The following is a 17832-nucleotide window of genomic DNA, read 5'->3' as shown; positions in this document are numbered from 1 at the left end:
TGTAGCCCGCATGAGCGCAAGCGACATGCGGGGCCGGCCCCCTCAGATATCGGTGCCGCTCATGCGGGCTACAGCTACTCAGATCTGCGCTGCTGCCGATGCTCCGCGATCGGACCGATCGCGCCCTTTGTTCTTCTCGGCTGCCCCGTTCTCCCGCGAACGCGGGAATCCACAACCCCAGGCGGATGTTAGCTTGCGAGACAGGTTCAACTGAAGTGGACCCCACGCACGGGACCATGGATCGCCGAAATTAAGGTGTGATCACGCCTGCCTTGTCGTTCAAATCAAGCAGCTTCCTGCTGCTGCGTCTGGGCCTGCTGTGGGGATGTGGGCAACGCGTTTGCGTTGTCAAAGCGAAGCGGCATATCCACAGTCTGGGCCGCCTCGATCACATCCATGCCGGCGCGCCATGCCGCCATGGGAAACTGATTGTTCATCGCCTGGTGCGGGCGGCGATGATTATAAAAGGTCATCCATGAGCCGATGCCGTCTCGCGCTTCGCGCCCGTCAGCATAGGCTTTCAGATGCACTTCCTCATACTTGATCGAGCGCCACAATCGTTCGATGAAGATGTTGTCCATGAAACGGCCGCGTCCGTCGATCGAAATCGCAATGCCTGCAGCCTCCAGCCTGCCGGTGAAGGCTGAGCTGGTGAACTGCGCGCCCTGATCGGTGTTGAAGATCTTAGGCCGGCCGTGCCGCGCCATCGCCTCGTCGGGCGCAGCGATGCAAAAGCCCGTATCCATCGTGTTCGACAAGCGCCACGCCAGCACCGCCCGGGTGGCTCAGTCGATGATCGCCACCAGATACAGGAACCCCTGCGCCATCGGAATGTAGGTGATGTCGGCCGCCCAGACCTGATTGGGCTCGGTGATGCTGACGCCGCGCAGCAGATAGGGATGGATCTTGTGGCCGGAGACGGTCTTGCTGGTGCCGGGGCGCGGGACCAGCGCCAGTACCGTTAACGGACCGCCGGACAATGGTTGAAGTTTCCGATACAGCTGCTCTTTGAGTTTTCCTTCCAACCCTCTCCCTTTGAGGGGTTTCCAAGACATGTCTTGCAAGAAGTGGTCGACGTCGTGCCCTTGCAACCTAGGTTTTTGTAGCAAGTGCCCGCATGGACGGTCCAAGGAATGAAAACAATCGCGACTATTGCGGCGGCGGTGCAGATATTTCTCATCGTTTTTTCCCATTTGAAGCGGTGATGGTCTCTATCGAGCCGATAAGCGAAGGGCTCGACCAGCATTTCGGTCGCCAAAGCGGGCACGGCATTGGTAGCTACCAATGCTAACGCTGGAGACTTAAACCGACATCGGGGTCGCACCCCGTTTTCGCATTGGGAGAATCCCCCATGGGCCGCCCAGCTTCGCACGCGTGAACTTGCCGGACGCAGGCGGGCATGGATCAAGGCGCCGGTGCGCCGTAAGGGTCGCCGAGCAGCACGCTGCGGATCGCCACCAGAAGGTTTTCTGTCATCTCCTGCTTGGCGACGTAGCCGTCGGTGCCGGATTCGAAAGCGCGGCGGACGTATTGCGGCGAATCATGCCTGTTCAATCCAGGTAGCGGCAGACGAACAAAGCGCGCGCGAACGTCTCTCACCAGATCCAAACCATTGCTATCGCCAAGGAACAAATTGACGATCTCTAGATCGGGTTTCGTGGCCGCGATGGCCACGAGCGCATCCCGTTGGGTGGCCGCCAAGGCACATACGACAAGATCGGGCTCAGCATTGATTAGCGCGGTCAGCCTGCGCCGCATCAGGGGTGACTGTCCACAATGAGCAGACGCCGCTTGCGCCGTGCCGATCGCGCAGTCCGCTTTAGCGCCATGGACCAGACCGCGTGTTCGGCCGTCGCGCTTGCCGGAAAGCGGCTTGGTCGAGAAGTCATCGGCGGCATGGCAGACGTGTATGACACTAACCGCGCACTTGGGCGAACTTTATGACTCAACCCAATCGGGCGATTGTAACCCATTGAGCCGCGCGTTGGGCGAGTTCAGCAGCCGATTCGATCGCCAGCTTATTCTTGATGTGCTCAAGATGGGATTCTACCGTTTTGACGCTGCGGTTCAGTAGACCAGCGATCTGCCGCGTGGTTCGGCCCTGACCAACGAGCCGAAATACCTGCAATTCGCGATCGCTCAGCGTGCGCACCGGCGAGGCGGCCTCGAGCGGTCGCGCGCCGACGCATCGTTCAGCCAGCCGCCGCTGCAGAGCCTCGCTCATGTAGGTCTCGCCTGCAAGCACCCGACGAATGGCAGCGATCACGGTCGATTCGAGCTGTTGTTTGGTGACATAGCCGAGGGCGCCGGCGCAAAGCGCGCGCTCGGCGAACACCTCTTCGTCGTACATCGAAAGCACCAGCGAGCGAACGCCGGGATGACGCGCCTTGATTTCCTTGACGAGGTCTAGGCCGTCCTCGTCGCCGAGAGCAAGGTCTACGATCACCAGATCAGGGCGACTGATCGCGATGGTCTTGAGCGCGGCCACGCGCGTACCGACCGCGCCGTGAACGGCGAGGCCATTTTCCGCCTCGATGAGGGCGATCAACCCGCGGCACAGCACGGGATGATCGTCGACGACAAGCAGCCTCTTCCGCACCGCGTCCGCGGCTTCAGCCAGGCAAGTGGGCATCGCCGATACTTTCCTGCCGTTCGTAATTCGATAACAGCGGAAACGCGCACGCAACCATGACGCCGCGACGGGCCTGCGGCTCCACAGTGAGAGAACCGCCGATCGCCCGCGCGCGGTAGTCCATGGTATAAAGCCCGATGCCGTCATGATCGCGCCATTTTTCGGGAAGCCCGACACCGTTATCCCGGATGCTCAATAGTCCCGAGCCTGCAGTGCACGCCAGACGGATCTCGATTTCGTCGGCTCGGCCGTGGCTGACCGCATTGCGGACGGCTTCTTGGGCGATGCGCACGAGGTGGCTCGTGGTTTCGCGGCCAAGATCGGGACAAGGGTTATCTTCCACAAACGCACAAAAGGCGCCATGAGCGGCGCTGACGTTGCGGGCGAGGCTCTCAAGGGAGCCGACAAGATCCGCGCTGTTCAGACCGATCGAGCTGAGCCCACGAGCGAGGTCACGCGCCTCGCCGATGGTCTCGTTCAGCAATCGTACGAGTTCGGCCGCGGCCGCGGCGGGACCCGGTTGGCCGCTCGCCGCCAAACTTCGCCACAGCGCCGCAGCTAGCGCCGCTAAGCCGGCGAGCGATTGGCAGAGCCCGTCGTGGAGTTCACGCCCAATGCGCTGCCTCTCGCGAGAGGCAATCGCAAGAATTTCACGTTCAAGAATTTCTTGTTGCCCAATATCGCGAGTTATGGCTTCGATCTGCTCCCGTTGCATCGAAGACCAGCCAGGTTTTGTCGTGACTAAGATACACCCTTAGGATGTATCAGCAGTATGATCGAGTCAACTTCAAAGATCGATTTAAACCGCATAACTTTATGTACATTAAAGCTACGCGCCGCACCGTTGTAATTGTCGATCGGCAGGGCGCCGATGAAGCTCATCGCGTCGACGGAGAACATTGCGCCGCCATTCGCCGTCTTTCCCGACGCTCGCATGAGCCAGTGGACTCTGAGCCTTGAAGCTTCCATACGCATGAAATGTGGACGTGAGGTGCAGGTCTCACAGGCGTTGAATAGCGGGCAGCGGGTTTATCCTCATTCATGATTGATCGCCTCGGCAACTCTGTTGAGGCAATCTCATGACAGGCAAGATCAAACCAATCTCGATCTGTCTCGCGGGCGCCCGACCGCAAGGTACGACCGCCGTGCTTCCACATCAGTTGCGCGAAGCGAAATGCAACGACAGCGGTCGCCACGCTTCCATTAGACGTCCGTGTAGCAGCCAGTCCTCCGGCTTCCGTCGGCTTTGGTGAAGTGCGTGCGTGCATTCACGGCACCGATGTCTCCAAGGACCCTGGGATTACGGTGACGCTGCACCAAACAAAGCCCCCTCCGCCGCCTGCATCCCAGCTCTGCTAAAACTGCCCGTCGTGCCACTCTGCCGCACTCATTCCCCTTGTGTCGTCGGGCAAATCACTTGCACATTTCTGGCCGTCCCGTGCTCATCGAAGAGGGGCGTTCGCGAGTCGTCACGAGCGTTGGGTGTGGGATGCGGTGGCCGGGTCGGAGTTGCAGCGCGCATTCGCGAGCGGACGAACAACTCCGATACGGACGGTGAAATCGCGTGGTCCTGGCCTCCCGACGCTGAGGTCAAGCTCGCTGATGTGCGTCGCGCGCATCGCGGGTGATGGGGCAACAAAGCCCGGTCCCCAGGGAGAGCGCGTATAAGCCGTAAGCCCATTGCGCAGGGAGGGCCGGGTGTGTTCGGCCAGACCTGTGGTACCTGCCGCCTGCATTTTCTTTCGCAGGCGGGCCACGGGCGCGGCCAGCGCCCGGCCTTCCCTGCGCCCTCGATTTCCGGAGAGGGCGGTGCTGCAGCAGAGCTCGGACGCAAATTGCGCCGCGAGGCCGATGACGCGCATCTGCGCGTCGCCTGTGGTCCCGAGGCGTCGCCGAAGATCATGTTGGGGGAATGATGCCCTGGTGCTGCCGGACAGGATTGAACTGTCGACCTCTCCCTTACCAAGGGAGTGCTCTACCACTGAGCTACGGCAGCAAAGGGACTGGCGGGGACCGGCCCGAAGGCCGCGACCGAACGCGGGCGGTTCTTGCCACAAGGTCCCCGCCTGCGCAAGCGCGGCTCGCCCGGTTTTCCGTGAAAGACGTCAGCGTGATGCATGGAAATGGAGCGAAAGACCTCCGAATCGGCGCGAAATCGCCCGCTCGCGGCGGATTCTCGCGGTTGGCCGCTCAAGGTGCCCAACTGGCCGTCGCCGCGGCGGCAACTCCCCATCCGGGCAGGCGACGGCCGGCCGGGCGGAACCTACCGTCTGCGTCGCCAACGCCTCTTGGCTTTCCCATCTGCGGCCCCAATTGTGCCTCTGGTATGGGGTGACCGGGGGAAGGGGATGACGGATAAGACCGGGAAGGCGGCGCCGAAGGGCGCGCGCGAGGAGCGGCTGAAGCAGGCGCTGCGCGAGAACCTGAAGCGCCGCAAGGCACAGAGCCGCGCGCGCAGCCAGCCGGTGACGGCCGAGGAGCGCGGCCTGGACGAGGCCGCTGCCGGCGGTCCGGACGATTCGAAGCGTTGAGCAGATGGCAGGCGGGGTGGGCGTGATGGCAGCGGATGACGGGATGACGGCGGATGCGGCGGCACAACGGGCGGAGCTCGCGAAGACGCTGCCGCGCTTCGACCAGACGTTTCCGGAGCTGACGCCGCCGGAGATCGCGCGTCTGCGCGGCTTCGGCGAGATCCAGAGCTATCGTGACGGCGAGCTGCTGTTCGAGACCGGCAAGCCCGGCCCCGGCATGTTCGTGATTCTCAAAGGCCATGTCGCGATCACCCAGCGTGACGGTCTCGGTCACGTCACGCCGGTGATCGACCAGGGGCCAGGGCAGTTTCTGGCCGAGATCGCCCAGCTCTCCGGCCGCGTCGCGCTGGTCGACGGCCATGCCGAGGGCGACGTCGAGGTCATCCTGATTCGTCCCGAACGGCTGCGCGCGCTGTTGATCGCCGAGGCCGAGCTCGGTGAGCGCATCATGCGGGCGCTGATCCTGCGCCGGGTGAATCTCATTCAGGGCGGCGCCGGCGGCCCGGTCATGATCGGGCCGCCGCAATCGGCCGCGATCGCGCGGCTGCAGAGCTTCCTCACCCGCAACGGATTTCCGCACCATCTGCTCGATCCCGCCACAGATCACGACGCGGCCGATCTGATCGCGCGCTATTCGCCGACGCCGGCCGAGCTGCCGCTGGTGGTGGTGTCCGACGGCAGCGTGCTGCGCAATCCCAGCGAGACCGAGCTGGCGCGTGCCGTCGGGATGATCGGCGGGCCGCGCGGCGAGAAGGTCTACGACGTCGCGGTCGTCGGCTGCGGGCCGGCGGGCCTTGCCACCGCCGTGTATGGCGCGTCGGAGGGGCTGACGGTCGCGGTGCTGGATTCGCGCGCGTTCGGCGGCCAGGCCGGCGCCAGCGCGCGCATCGAGAACTATTTCGGCTTCCCGACCGGCATCACCGGCCTCGCGCTGACCGCGCGCGCCTTCAACCAGGCACAGAAGTTCGGCGCCGAGATCATGATCCCGGTGTCGGTCAATGCGCTCGACTGCGAGCGCAAGGCCGGCGCCTTCGTGCTGGCGCTCGAGGGCGGCGACGAGGTGCGGGCGCGCTCGGTCGTGGTCGCGAGCGGCGCGCGCTATCGCCGGCCTGATCTTGCCCGGCTCAAGGAGTTCGAGGGCAGGGGCGTGTGGTACTGGGCCTCGCCGATCGAGGCGCGGCTGTGCGCCGGGCAGGAGGTTGCGCTGGTCGGCGGCGGCAATTCCGCGGGGCAGGCCGCGGTGTTTCTGTCGGGTCACGTCAAGAAGGTGCGGATGATCATCCGCGGCGGCGGGCTCGCCGCGTCGATGTCGCGCTATCTCATCGAGCGCATCGAGGCGACGCCGAACATCGAGCTGTTGTTCAACACCGAGGTGGTCGCGCTCGATGGCGGGGCAGACACGGGGCTCGAACGCATCACCTTGAAGAGCCGGCTGTCCGGCGAAGAGACGCCGGCCGACATCAGCAATCTCTTTCTGTTCGTCGGCGCCGATCCCGCCACCGGCTGGCTCGACGGCTGCGGTATCACGCTCGATCGCGCCGGCTTCGTCGTCACCGGCGCGCAGTCGGAGCAGAATGCCGGGCGGATGGTGTCGCCGCTCGAGACCTCGGTGCCGGGGGTCTATGCGGTCGGCGACGTCCGCTCCGGCTCGGTCAAGCGCGTCGGCGGCGCGATCGGCGAGGGCGCCCAGGTCGTCGCCGCGCTGCACGGGTTTCTGGCCGATGCGCTGGTCCCGCCGGTCTGATTCGCGCCGGCAGCCCGCACCGCCGGGGGATGACTTTCCCGACGATGCGACCTGCCGTTGCGAACTCATCAAATCGCCGTAATGTCGGTCCTGTTGCGCCCATCTCACCCAATTTCCCGGCCAGCCAGCAGGACCAGCATGGATCGCATTCGCATCGTCGGCGGCAACCCGCTTCACGGCACCATCCCGATTTCGGGCGCGAAGAATGCCGCCCTGCCGCTGATGATCGCGGGTCTTCTGACGCCGGAGACGCTGATCCTGGACAACGTCCCGCGGCTGGCCGACGTCGCGCAACTGCAGCGCATTCTCGGCAATCACGGCGTGGACATCATGTCGGTCGGCAAGCGCCCGGGCGACGGCCAGTACCAGGGGCAGACCTTGCAGATCTCGGCGGCTGACATCATCGACACCACCGCGCCTTACGAGCTGGTGTCGCGGATGCGCGCCAGCTTCTGGGTGATCGCGCCGCTGCTCGCGCGCATGCACGAGGCGCGGGTCTCGCTGCCCGGCGGCTGCGCCATCGGCACGCGGCCGGTCGATCTCCTGATCATGGCGCTGGAGCGGCTCGGCGCCAGCATCGACATCGACGCCGGCTACGTCGTCGCCAAGGCGCCGGGCGGCCTGCGCGGCGGGACGATCGACTTCCCCAAGGTCACGGTCGGCGGCACCCATGTCGCGGTCATGGCGGCCGCGCTCGCCAAGGGCACGACCGTCATCACCAACGCCGCCTGCGAGCCGGAGATCACCGATCTCGCCGAGTGTCTCAACAAGATGGGCGCACGCATCTCCGGCGCCGGCACGCCCCGCATCGAGATCGAGGGCGTGGCGTCGCTGCATGGCGCGCGCCATACCGTGCTGCCCGACCGCATCGAGGCCGGCACCTATGCGATCGCGACCGCCATGACCGGCGGCGACGTCCGCCTTGCCGGCGCGCGGCCGGAGCTGCTGCAATCGGCGCTCGACGTGCTGACCGAGGCGGGCGCCGAGATCTCGAGCGATGCCGAGGGCATCCGCGTCGTCAGAAACGGCCACGGCATCCGCCCGGTGCAGGTGACGACCGCGCCGTTCCCCGGCTTCCCGACCGACCTGCAGGCCCAGCTGATGGCGCTGATGGTCTGCGCGCAGGGCGCCTCGGCGATCACCGAGACCATCTTCGAGAACCGTTTCATGCACGTGCAGGAACTGGCGCGGTTCGGCGCGCGTATCAGTCTCGACGGCGAGACCGCGCGGATCGAGGGCACCTCGAATCTGCGTGGCGCGCCTGTCATGGCGACCGATCTGCGCGCCTCGGTGTCGCTGGTCATTGCCGGGCTTGCTGCGGAAGGCGAAACCATGATCAATCGCGTCTACCATCTCGATCGCGGCTTCGAGCGGCTGGAGGACAAGCTGAAGGCCTGCGGAGCCACGATCGAGCGCATTCGCGAGTGAGGTTGAAGGGATGATGCCGTGACCGACCGGCTCAAACTGATCGCGCTCGACGCCGACGATCTCGCCGTCATCTCGGCCCATGTGCAGGACGCGCGGGTGCAGGCGGCGGACATCATCTGGCGCCAGGCCGAGAAGCGGCTGGTGATCGGCATGAACCGGCTCGACTGGGATCAGGCGCTGCATGGCGAGAGCGAGCCGCGCCGGCTGCTGGCAGCGCTGCGCTTCGACCGCGTGCTGGCCTGCAAGTCGCGCCGCATCGACCTTGCCGCGCCCGAGGCAGCGCTGGAGCTGATCGGCATCGAATTCCACGCCGGCGCCGAGCCGCCGGCCGGCAGCGCGCTGCTGCTGTTCTCCCACGGCGGCGCATTGCGGCTGGATGTCGAATGCCTGGAATGCGAGCTGACCGATCTCGGCGAGGACGACCTCGGCACCAGCGATATCGATGGCGTCCCGCCGCTGACCGGGTAGGCGCCTGTTCAAAGGGTTGACGGCCTCGCGCTGCCGCGCCATTGAGCAGGAGGTCGGGGGCAGCCACCCCTTCGGAAAGTGCCAGAGATGCCCATTCGCCTGTCCCGCGCCAGCACCGATTTCGACGCCCAGTTTCGGCAGTTTCTCGCCGCCAAGCGCGAGACCTCCGCCGACGTCGAAGCCGCCGCCCGCGCCATCGTGGACGACGTCGCCAGGCGCGGCGATGCGGCGCTGCTCGAGGCGACGCGCAAGTTCGACCGGCTCGAGCTGACCGCCGCGTCGCTGCGCGTGAAGCCCGCCGAGATCGAGGCCGCGGTGAAGGCCTGCGACGCGGCTACCGTCGACGCGCTGAAATTCGCCCGTGACCGCATCGAGGCCTTTCACCTCAAGCAACTGCCGGCCGACCAGCGCTTCACCGACGCCGCCGGCGTCGAGCTCGGCTGGCGCTGGAGCGCGATCGAATCCGCCGGTCTTTACGTCCCCGGCGGCACTGCGGCCTATCCGTCCTCGGTGCTGATGAACGCCATTCCCGCCAAGGTCGCCGGCGTCGGGCGCCTCGTGATGGTGGTGCCGGCGCCGGACGGCAAGCTCAATCCGCTGGTGCTGGCGGCTGCCCATCTCGGCGGCGTGTCCGAGATCTACCGGGTCGGCGGCGCGCAGGCCGTGGCCGCGCTGGCGCATGGCACCGCGACGATCGCGCCGGTGGCGAAGATCGTCGGTCCGGGCAATGCCTATGTCGCCGCCGCCAAGCGGCTGGTGTTCGGCAAGGTCGGCATCGACATGATCGCCGGCCCCTCCGAGGTGCTGGTGATCGCCGACGACAGCGGCAATGCCGACTGGATCGCCGCCGACCTGCTCGCGCAGGCCGAGCACGACGCCAGCGCGCAGTCGATCCTGATCACCGACAGCCGCCGCCTGGCCGATGACGTCGCCCGCGCCGTCGAGGGCCAGCTCAAGACGCTTCCTCGCGCGGAGATCGCAGGCGCGTCCTGGGCCGATTTCGGCGCCATCATCGAGGTCGACCATCTCGACCAGGCCGTACCGCTCGCCGACGCCATCGCCGCCGAGCATCTGGAGATCATGACCGCCGACGCGGACGCGTTCGCCGCGAGGGTTCGCAATGCCGGCGCCATCTTCCTCGGCGCGCACACGCCGGAGGCGATCGGCGACTATGTCGGCGGCTCCAATCACGTGCTGCCCACCGCGCGCTCGGCGCGGTTCTCCTCCGGTCTCGGCGTGCTCGACTTCATGAAGCGCACGTCGCTGTTGAAATGCGGCCCCGAGCAGTTGCGCGCGCTGGGACCAGCGGCGATGACTCTGGGCAAGGCCGAGGGTCTCGACGCCCATTCACGCTCCGTGGGAATACGCCTCAATCTGCCATGACCCAGCACCCGCCAGGCGACGACCGGACCAATCGCATCGTGGCGGTGACGCTCGACGAGGAGTCGATCGGCCGCTCCGGTCCGGACATCGAGCATGAGCGGGCGATCGCGATCTACGACCTCGTCGAGGAGAATTTGTTCGCGCCCGAGGGCGCCGACGGCACCGGCCCCTTCACTTTGCATCTCGGCATCACCGCCAACCGGCTGATGTTCGACATCCGCAGGGAGGACGGCACGCCGGTGGTGACGCACCTGTTGTCGCTGTCGCCGTTCCGGCGGATCGTGAAGGACTACTTCATGATCTGCGACAGCTACTACCAGGCGATCCGCACTGCGACGCCCGACAAGATCGAGGCGATCGACATGGGCCGCCGCGGCATCCATGACGAGGGCTCGCGCACCCTGCAGGAGCGGCTCAAGGGCAAGGTGCGGGTCGACTTCGAGACCTCGCGCCGGCTGTTCACTTTGATCACGGTGCTGCACTGGAAGGGCGAGGGCCAGTGATGCCGCCGGCCGCGATGCGCGCCTCCCAGCTTTCGGCCAAGGGCGCGTAGGCGCATGGCCGAGGGGCCGCCGCGCGCGCGCCAGCCGCAGGCGGTGCTGTTCGCCTGCGGCCAGAACAGCGTGCGCTCGCCGATGGCCGAGAGCCTGCTGCGCCAGATGTTTCCGCAGGCGCTGTACGTCCGCTCCGCCGGGGTCAAGAAGGGCGAGCTCGACCCATTCGCGGTGTCGGTGATGGCCGAGCTCGGCCAGGACATCTCGCAGCACAAGCCCACCACCTTCGAGGAGCTCGAGGACTGGGAGGGTCTGAACTTCGACCTCATCATCACCCTCTCGCCCGAGGCGCATCACAAGGCGCTGGAGCTGACCCGCACCATCGCCGCCGACGTCGAATATTGGCCGACGCCGGACCCGACCGGCGCCGACGGCAACCGCGAGCAGAAGCTGTCAGCCTATCGCGAGGTCTGCGACGGGCTGTTCACGCGGATCCGCAAGCGCTTCGGCAAGCCCGGGCCCGCCGGTCTGTAGATTTTCGGTTCCAGCACAGGTGTCATCGAACCGAAATACCAACGTCGTCCCCCGCTCAAATTCGCGCCGTAGAGCAGGCCTGTCGCAGCCTTGTCGCAGCCTTCGGGTTGTGGAATGACAGCCCTTCCGATAGGTTCCGCGCGCCCGCCCCGCCGCTTCCGAATCCCTCAGCGAAATCAGCATGCTCGGCCGTCCCAAAATCGTTCTTGCATCCGGTTCGCCCAGGCGTCTGGCGCTGCTCAACCAGGCCGGCATCGAGCCCGACGCGCTCCGCCCCGCCGATGTCGACGAGACGCCGAAGCGCGGCGAGCTGCCGCGCGCCTGCGCCAACCGCCTCGCCCGCGCCAAGGCCGATGCCGCGCTGAAATCGGTCCAGCTCGACGACGAGCTGCGCGGCGCGTTCATCATCTCCGCCGATACCGTGGTCGCCGTCGGCCGCCGCATCCTGCCCAAGGCCAACCTGGTCGACGAGGCCTCGCAGTGCCTCCGGCTGCTGTCGGGCCGCAACCACCGCGTCTACACCGCGATCACGCTCGTCACGCCGAAGGAGGCATTCCGCCAGCGCCTGGTCGAGACCCGCGTCCGCTTCAAGCGGCTGAGCGAGGACGACATCCAGGCCTATATCGGCTCCGGCGAATGGCGCGGGAAGGCCGGCGGCTACGCCGTCCAGGGCATCGCCGGCTCGTTCGTGGTGAAGATGGTCGGCTCCTACACCAATGTCGTCGGCCTGCCGCTGTACGAGACCACGACGCTGCTCGCCGGCGAGGGCTTCCCGATCCGCTTCGGCTGGCTGAACACGGTCGGCGTCTGACGCGAACGAGGGGATGCATCGGTCGCCGCGCGCGCCTAGATAGCGGCCATGCCCGACGAATCGACCAGCCCGAAGACCGCCACCCCGGCCAAGCCCGTCCGCCGCTGCCCGATCTGCAACCGGCCGGCCGCCGAAGGCTCGCGCCCGTTCTGCTCGCCCCGCTGCCGCGACGTCGACCTGCATCGCTGGCTGAGCGGCTCCTATGTCATTCCGGCCACTGAGGGCGACGAGGACGACGTCGAATAGATCAATATTCTCATGCTGTTGCGGCGGCGGTGCCGGGCGGCATCGGCGCGCACTCCGCGTGGCTGCGCAACCGCAAAAGGAATGTGAAAACTTCGCCTCAGGGCGGTAGACAGCGCCGCCCGCTCTGACTATAACCCGCCGGCTCGCCGGGCTTTTCTGCCCTTCACGAGACCTGCCCAGGTAGCTCAGTTGGTAGAGCATGCGACTGAAAATCGCAGTGTCGGTGGTTCGATTCCGCCCCTGGGCACCACGCTTCGCCCTTCGGGCTACGCGTGGCGCAGCCGCGCTAGTGCCCGAAGGGCGAAGCGTGTCCGGCGAAGCCGGGCGTTTGAGCCCCACTCGCGCTTGAGCCACGTTCTCTGATCTCCTGATCAATCCTGTCAAACAGCCTGCCGCACGTCGCAGCCTTGCTGACGCCCATGCCGCCGCGATCCCGCGGCCTGTCAGGCCCGAGCTCTGCTGCAGTTGGCGTCCTCTTCAGGTGAGAGGGCGCAGGGAAGGCCGAGTGCCGACTGGCACCCATGGCCCCCGTGCGAAAGAAGTGCACGGGGCAGGAACCACAGGCTCAGCCGGAATCAACCCGGCCTTCCCTGCGCAATGGTTTGAACGGCTGCTCCGTGCTCTCCCTGGGGACCGGGCTTGCTTGCCCCCGTCATCGGGATGTCGCCGACCAAGACACCAGCGTCGGGGTGTCGGGACCACACGGCTTGACCGTCCGCGGCACGACGTTCGTCCGCACCCCATCGAGATGCTGCGTCGCCCCGCGGCCACCGCTCCCCGCCGCAACGTCCCGTGACGATCGCGATACGCCCCTCTCAGTGCGGGCGGGATGGCCAGAAATGTGGAGGTGATTTGCCCGACGGCGCAAGCGGAATCACTGCGGCAGAGTGGCACGACGGGCAGTTTGTGCAGACCGGGAATGCGTTGGCCGATGGAATCCGAGTCTGGAAGAAATGTGCACTGTTACGGCGATTCGAGCTCGAAGATGAAAGGTCCCCTTGATTGCAACAACTTCTCCATCGACGGAGCGCGCAGAAACTCGGATTCTATTGCAACCTATTTAGCCGACCCATCCTTAGGAAAATTTGATCAGTCACCCTGAGATGGAATTGCGCGGGGATCCAGAGGACGAGGCTGAGAATGCCCATCGATATTCGACCCGCGTGCTCGCGAACTGAAGGTGATGCGAGCGGAATCACGAGAACAACAAGCGCGGGAATCACCCATCCGTTCACCGAGATGTTTATTGTGGCGGGTCCGCCGTTATGGATTAGCCAAGCGGCTGCCAGCACAATTCCTGCAGCGGCAGTAAGAGAGATGATCAGAGGTAGAACACGGCACAGCGAGCAGATTCTAGACATCCGGCTGCCTGCACTTCCGAGCAGTCGCAATAGGTATCTGTAGTTTTTGTCCGAGGTCATGGAATCTCGTAGCACTGACTCAATGGCCAGAAAGTCCCATTCGACACTTTCTTGAGTGTGGATGGGGATGACCTGAACTTGAGGTAAGTAGTACTCGGTCATGCGATAGCCGCTGGCCATCAGGGCGTACGCCTCGACCTCGGAGAAGCTGTCAAGGTCAGTGCGAATCCCTGCAAGAAGTTCCTGAACTCGCCTCCGAATACCGTATTCGGTCACCGGTTCGTCTGTTTGGTTTGAATCATCGCGCGGCTCTTCGCATCCCAACCAGTCGATCGGTACGACATCGAGATCCTTTTTAAGGTGAATGAACATCATTCCCTTGAGCAGGCCGCCTCTTTCCATGGTCTCTAAGCGGGCATATTGCTCCTGTCGAACGCGTTCCATAAGAATGGAATTGCTCCGCGTTAGCGACGCTAGCGTGCCCCCACCAGGATCTGGCGCAAATGCGGTTTGTCCCGAGGCGTCGCTCACGAGAACAACGCTGCAGCCTTGTTCGAAGAGGCTCGCGATCCCCTGGTTATCGTGCACTCCGCCGTCGACCTGTCTCAGTATAAGTGGCTCGGACTTTTTACCTCGTTCTTCGAGACGATATAGACCATCGATTCTGATTGGCTCGAAGAGGCCGGGCACGCACGCAGAAGCAACAACAGCCTGAGAGAGGCTGGTCGCTCGGTGCTCTGGTGGCGCCTCACTATGGTACATTCTTCGGAGCCGGTTCGTGCCGTCTGCATTGGGATCGATTCCCCAAGGAGACTCACCCATGAAGCTCGTCGTATATTGCCAAGCATGTCCCGTATTCAGCGTCGTGGCATTGAGTATCAATACTGGAACTTTCGTTTGACGACGCCAGTTGTATTTGTTCGGCTCGAAATCCTCTTCTCCTCCGTAAGGCTGGATTTTCAGATCTTTGAGAAGCAACGGGCCCTTCGGCTTGCGCTCACTCACTGCGTTCGTCCACACCCTTGCGAAGAGCTGGGCCTCGAGGAGTTCGCCTAGTCGAACCGTTCGCGTGTAGGCGCGGCTAACGATTGAACGCAGGAGCGGTAGAGGGTTGGCAAATACGCGCATCCGTATATTTGTCTGCACGCCGGCCAAAAAATCCGCCGCTACGCGCCGAACTAGCCTAATGTACGCATCGCGTAGCTCGATGTCGTTCAAATTCTCAAGCCCCTCGGTCTCCATCGTCTCCCGTAGCTGAAGGTAGTAGTGGGCGCCGATGATTGAGCCACCGGAAACACACGAAAGGACCTCCACGCGGCGCAGGACATCGAGCTCGGCCAGTTTTGCAAGCACCCCGATATGAAAGAGCGAAGCACGAAAGCCGCCACCGGACAGGGCCAGGCCGACCTTTCCAATAAAGGCGCTTTCGCGTGCGGCGGCGGAGCCAACAAAAGCGTCGAGCGCCTTCGCAGCCTTCGCTACCACGGGCTCGTTCGGTGATGGGATGCCTCGGTTCTGGAGCTGACAGAGCGTCGCAAGCTGTGTGGCGGTGCTCCGGAATTCCCAATCAGGGACGCTTGGGAGAGCCTTGGCCGCCGAGAGCCAGCGCTCGGCCTCGTCGTACCTTCCTAGTCCAAACAGCGCATCAGAAAGCGTGACAAGATACCACCAGTTGTTGTTGAGCGTGGGATCTGTGGTGCGCAACGGTAACAGCTTCGCCACGACGGCCTCTCGTATCGCCCTGGCCTCCATTAGGCGTCCCTCGACCGATGGCGTCCCTTCAGATGATTCGATGTCGGCAAGTTGGTCGAGAACGAACGCAGCGTTGATCGCGCTGTAGCCATAATCCTTCTCCGGACCAACATCGAAGCCACGACGGTAGTAGTGATATGAACGTTCCAGTTGGTCCTTTTGCCCGGTGGCCTGCCAGCGGCGCTTACAGATGGCGCCCATGATGCCGAGAGTCTCCTGGTCGGAGGTGTTCGCGATATCGAAGGTTCCTTTGAGGATCGCAAGCGCTTGATCAAGAGCCTTCAATACGGGCAAATCAGGATCTTTGTAGGTGCACAGCGCGTGCTGCTGGGCAAACCAAACCCGAAGAGCGACTTCAGAGGTCGACTCTTCACGAATTCTCGCAAGGACTTTCCGCGCCACGCCGAACCTGTCCTCGTTCTTCAGGCGGACCACCAAATCCTTCACCCGCTCGGGCGGGAGCTGATGGCCTCGCAGGTACTCCTGTGCTTCGTTGGCTGCAGAGCGCGTGAGAATGACCCGCCCCTCAAACCCTGCCTCCGCCGCCAATTTCCGGAATTGACCGGTTATATCGCTTTCGGATCTGGCTGACCCCTCCCAGACAACTGCGGCGACGAGCCGATGCAGAGCACCCTCTCCTGCAAGCGTCCTGGCCTCGCGGATCACGGCTTCGTTCACGGCGGCATAGGCGGCAGCGTCGCTGGTGTGATTGCCGGAGAGCACGATCAGGTCTCCTGCGGCGTCGGCAGCCGAGACGAGACGGTCAAATAGCCGGCCCCAATCGCCCGGTCGGTCGATCACTGAGGTTTGTCGAAATCGCTCCAGCGGAGCCGGCACGACAATTCGACGTCGTAGACTGAGACGCTCCGCCGCCTCGAGTGCAAGGAGGTCAGCGCCGCAAGCGGCGGAGCTGACGATGGTGACGACGCGTTCACTGGTGAGCAGGTCGGCAAGCCGCTGGCGTACAACCGGGATGCTTTCGGGCGGAAAGCGTGAGGGAGCGGTATCAGCTCCATCGATCCGTCGTCCGGCGAGCGCGAGTACCGAGGATTTCTTGCGGAATGTCGAGCTCAGCAACTTGGCACCTTTTGAGTCGCATCGTCCTCGTGGCAGCCTCCTACAGAGAGCTAGCGGGCCTGTTCCTTCCAGCCGCTGTCTGCCAAAGGATCGTCGATATATGCATCTTGTACATTGTCGAAGATCTGACAGTTCTTCGCCTGCCCGCTCCCTCTTAAAAAGCTGAACGCCACACACCGCCGGTCGCCGGCGCAAGCCACTTGGCACGCCGTCAGGTCGGAGACGTTGGCGGTTGAAATCGGTCGTGCATCAAACCGATGATTATGAACAGTAGCCAATTGTACTGGCAGCGTTGAACGGGTCGGCAGCGCGAAAGGTTTCTTGATGCCGATTGCGGAGCGCGGCTCAAGTACGGACGTTGAGATTTTCCGCTTTAGAAAGCACATTTTATTCCAGCGATCGAAGCTGAATGCGACGCATGCCGGGTTCGCGTCGCACTGCAAGGCGCAGGCATTGATTTCCGAATCGCGAATGCCTGCTTGGCCATCAGGTTGCACGATGTCTTGTTTATCAATGTCTTGGTTGTATTGCAGTGTGTAGTTGTCGAGGCGACTCGGCGGCGTCTCGTTCGCTGGCGGGACTTCCGGAGCCTGTTTGGCCGTCGTCGCTCCGAGAGGCTCCTTGGGTGTTGTCACTCCGGGAGGCTCTTTGGGGGTTGTCATTCCGGGGGGCTCCTTGGCTGTTGTCACTCCGAAGGGCTCATTGGCGGCCGTATTCTGGTGACGTGCATCATACGAATTATCGCGATTCGAGCTGTCTTGCGGGCCCAGGAATTGATAGGCAGCTGCGCCCGCTACCACGATCGCTGCGCCAGCAATTGCCAGCGCCCACCGGCCCCGCGGCGCACGAAGTTTCGGGACAGAGGGCAGAATCGGCGGCGGTTTTCCGGGGTGTGCCTCTTCAGGGGTTTTCGACGGGGAGGCGATAAGCTGCGAAATATCATTGATCAGCCTCTGGAACGCTTGGGTCGGCTCCGTGGCCTTCCAATCCGACAGATCCGCAGCTTGAAGACTCCGAAATCCGAGAGGAGCCTCGACAACACCTTCGATAAACACCGGGACCAGTATCCCTCGCCGCTTTGCATCGTCCGCCTCTTCCTGCACCCAGCTGGAGGCGATCGAGGCCTTGGACCAGATGACAACGACACAGCGCGCCTCGTTGAGTTCTCGTCCGATAGTATCGCGAAATGTCTTGCCGATCGGAATAGTCCGATCCCAAAAGATCGACCAGCCGCGGCCTTCAAGTGCGTGCGCAAGCATTTCAGCCCACGCCCGGTCTTCGTTCGCATAGCTGACGAAAACATCGCTCATAGCGGCTTCCGGTAGATTGGCGCCAGCGTCGAGGTCGAGATGGATGGCGCAAGGCAACAAG

General features: G+C 64.0%; 15 protein-coding genes, 2 tRNA genes and 1 pseudogene. 11 read left to right on the top strand and 7 right to left on the bottom strand.

The window, feature by feature from the left end:
• Positions 1-407: 407 nt before the first annotated feature.
• From ACQR2C_RS18335 to ACQR2C_RS18320, 4 genes and pseudogenes are all read right to left on the bottom strand, one after another.
• Positions 408-953 (bottom strand): annotated as a pseudogene (locus ACQR2C_RS18335) (IS3 family transposase); the annotation flags it as partial.
• Between the two features lie 451 nt (positions 954-1404).
• Positions 1405-1758, bottom strand: a complete 354-nt coding sequence (locus ACQR2C_RS18330; RefSeq protein ID WP_434881780.1) for a response regulator — start codon at positions 1756-1758, stop codon at positions 1405-1407.
• Positions 1759-1945: 187 nt separating this feature from the next.
• The gene (locus tag ACQR2C_RS18325; RefSeq protein ID WP_315801493.1) at positions 1946-2632 is read right to left on the bottom strand and encodes a response regulator transcription factor; all 687 of its coding nucleotides are present in this window, start codon (positions 2630-2632) and stop codon (positions 1946-1948) included.
• Positions 2613-3347: a sensor histidine kinase gene (locus ACQR2C_RS18320; RefSeq protein ID WP_315717875.1), complete on the bottom strand. Its 735-nt coding sequence runs from the start codon at positions 3345-3347 to the stop codon at positions 2613-2615. Before ACQR2C_RS18320 ends, ACQR2C_RS18325 begins: the two co-directional genes overlap by 20 nt.
• 985 nt (positions 3348-4332) lie before the next feature.
• Here ACQR2C_RS18320 and ACQR2C_RS18315 point away from each other — a divergent pair.
• Positions 4333-4548, top strand: a complete 216-nt coding sequence (locus ACQR2C_RS18315; RefSeq protein WP_434881779.1) for a hypothetical protein — start codon at positions 4333-4335, stop codon at positions 4546-4548.
• Between the two features lie 5 nt (positions 4549-4553).
• On the opposite strand, the gene ACQR2C_RS18310 is transcribed toward ACQR2C_RS18315, so the two are convergent.
• Positions 4554-4628, bottom strand: a tRNA-Thr gene (locus ACQR2C_RS18310).
• 352 nt (positions 4629-4980) lie between these two features.
• Here ACQR2C_RS18310 and ACQR2C_RS18305 point away from each other — a divergent pair.
• The 10 genes from ACQR2C_RS18305 to ACQR2C_RS18260 all read left to right on the top strand — a co-directional run bounded on the left by ACQR2C_RS18305 (position 4981) and on the right by ACQR2C_RS18260 (position 12521).
• Complete coding sequence (locus ACQR2C_RS18305; RefSeq protein ID WP_316218918.1) at positions 4981-5163, top strand: hypothetical protein; 183 nt, start codon at positions 4981-4983, stop codon at positions 5161-5163.
• Between the two features lie 25 nt (positions 5164-5188).
• On the top strand, positions 5189-6907 hold the full coding sequence (locus ACQR2C_RS18300; RefSeq protein WP_316218919.1) for an FAD-dependent oxidoreductase: 1719 nt from the start codon (positions 5189-5191) through the stop codon (positions 6905-6907).
• A gap of 138 nt (positions 6908-7045) precedes the next feature.
• Complete coding sequence (murA, locus tag ACQR2C_RS18295) at positions 7046-8335, top strand: UDP-N-acetylglucosamine 1-carboxyvinyltransferase (protein ID WP_434881778.1); 1290 nt, start codon at positions 7046-7048, stop codon at positions 8333-8335.
• 18 nt (positions 8336-8353) lie between these two features.
• Entirely contained in the window at positions 8354-8803 is a 450-nt protein-coding gene (locus ACQR2C_RS18290) for a DUF2948 family protein (protein WP_316182252.1), read from the top strand.
• An 87-nt stretch (positions 8804-8890) separates the two neighbouring features.
• Entirely contained in the window at positions 8891-10186 is a 1296-nt protein-coding gene (gene hisD, locus ACQR2C_RS18285) for a histidinol dehydrogenase (protein ID WP_315801486.1), read from the top strand.
• Complete coding sequence (locus ACQR2C_RS18280) at positions 10183-10689, top strand: UPF0262 family protein (RefSeq protein ID WP_006613054.1); 507 nt, start codon at positions 10183-10185, stop codon at positions 10687-10689. Before hisD ends, ACQR2C_RS18280 begins: the two co-directional genes overlap by 4 nt.
• 54 nt (positions 10690-10743) lie before the next feature.
• A complete protein-coding gene (locus tag ACQR2C_RS18275; RefSeq protein WP_316182256.1) occupies positions 10744-11214 on the top strand; it encodes a low molecular weight phosphatase family protein in 471 nt (156 codons plus the stop codon).
• Positions 11215-11395: 181 nt separating this feature from the next.
• Positions 11396-12025, top strand: a complete 630-nt coding sequence (locus ACQR2C_RS18270) for a Maf-like protein (RefSeq protein ID WP_006613056.1) — start codon at positions 11396-11398, stop codon at positions 12023-12025.
• Between the two features lie 48 nt (positions 12026-12073).
• Positions 12074-12271, top strand: coding sequence for a DNA gyrase inhibitor YacG (yacG, locus tag ACQR2C_RS18265; protein ID WP_315801484.1), 198 nt, complete (start codon positions 12074-12076; stop codon positions 12269-12271).
• Positions 12272-12445: 174 nt separating this feature from the next.
• Positions 12446-12521 (top strand) — tRNA-Phe (locus tag ACQR2C_RS18260).
• Positions 12522-13317: 796 nt separating this feature from the next.
• Here the strand turns inward: ACQR2C_RS18260 and ACQR2C_RS18255 are convergent.
• Positions 13318-16461 (bottom strand): tetratricopeptide repeat-containing protein, encoded by a 3144-nt coding sequence (locus tag ACQR2C_RS18255; protein ID WP_434881777.1) that lies wholly within the window; start codon positions 16459-16461, stop codon positions 13318-13320.
• A 50-nt stretch (positions 16462-16511) separates the two neighbouring features.
• Positions 16512-17771, bottom strand: coding sequence for a TIR domain-containing protein (locus tag ACQR2C_RS18250; protein ID WP_434881776.1), 1260 nt, complete (start codon positions 17769-17771; stop codon positions 16512-16514).
• Between the last annotated feature and the right edge of the window lie 61 nt (positions 17772-17832).

It is taken from the genome of Bradyrhizobium sp. HKCCYLRH3061 (genome assembly GCF_051168015.1).
GTDB lineage: Bacteria > Pseudomonadota > Alphaproteobacteria > Rhizobiales > Xanthobacteraceae > Bradyrhizobium.
This window is presented reverse-complemented; position numbering and strand designations above follow the sequence as displayed.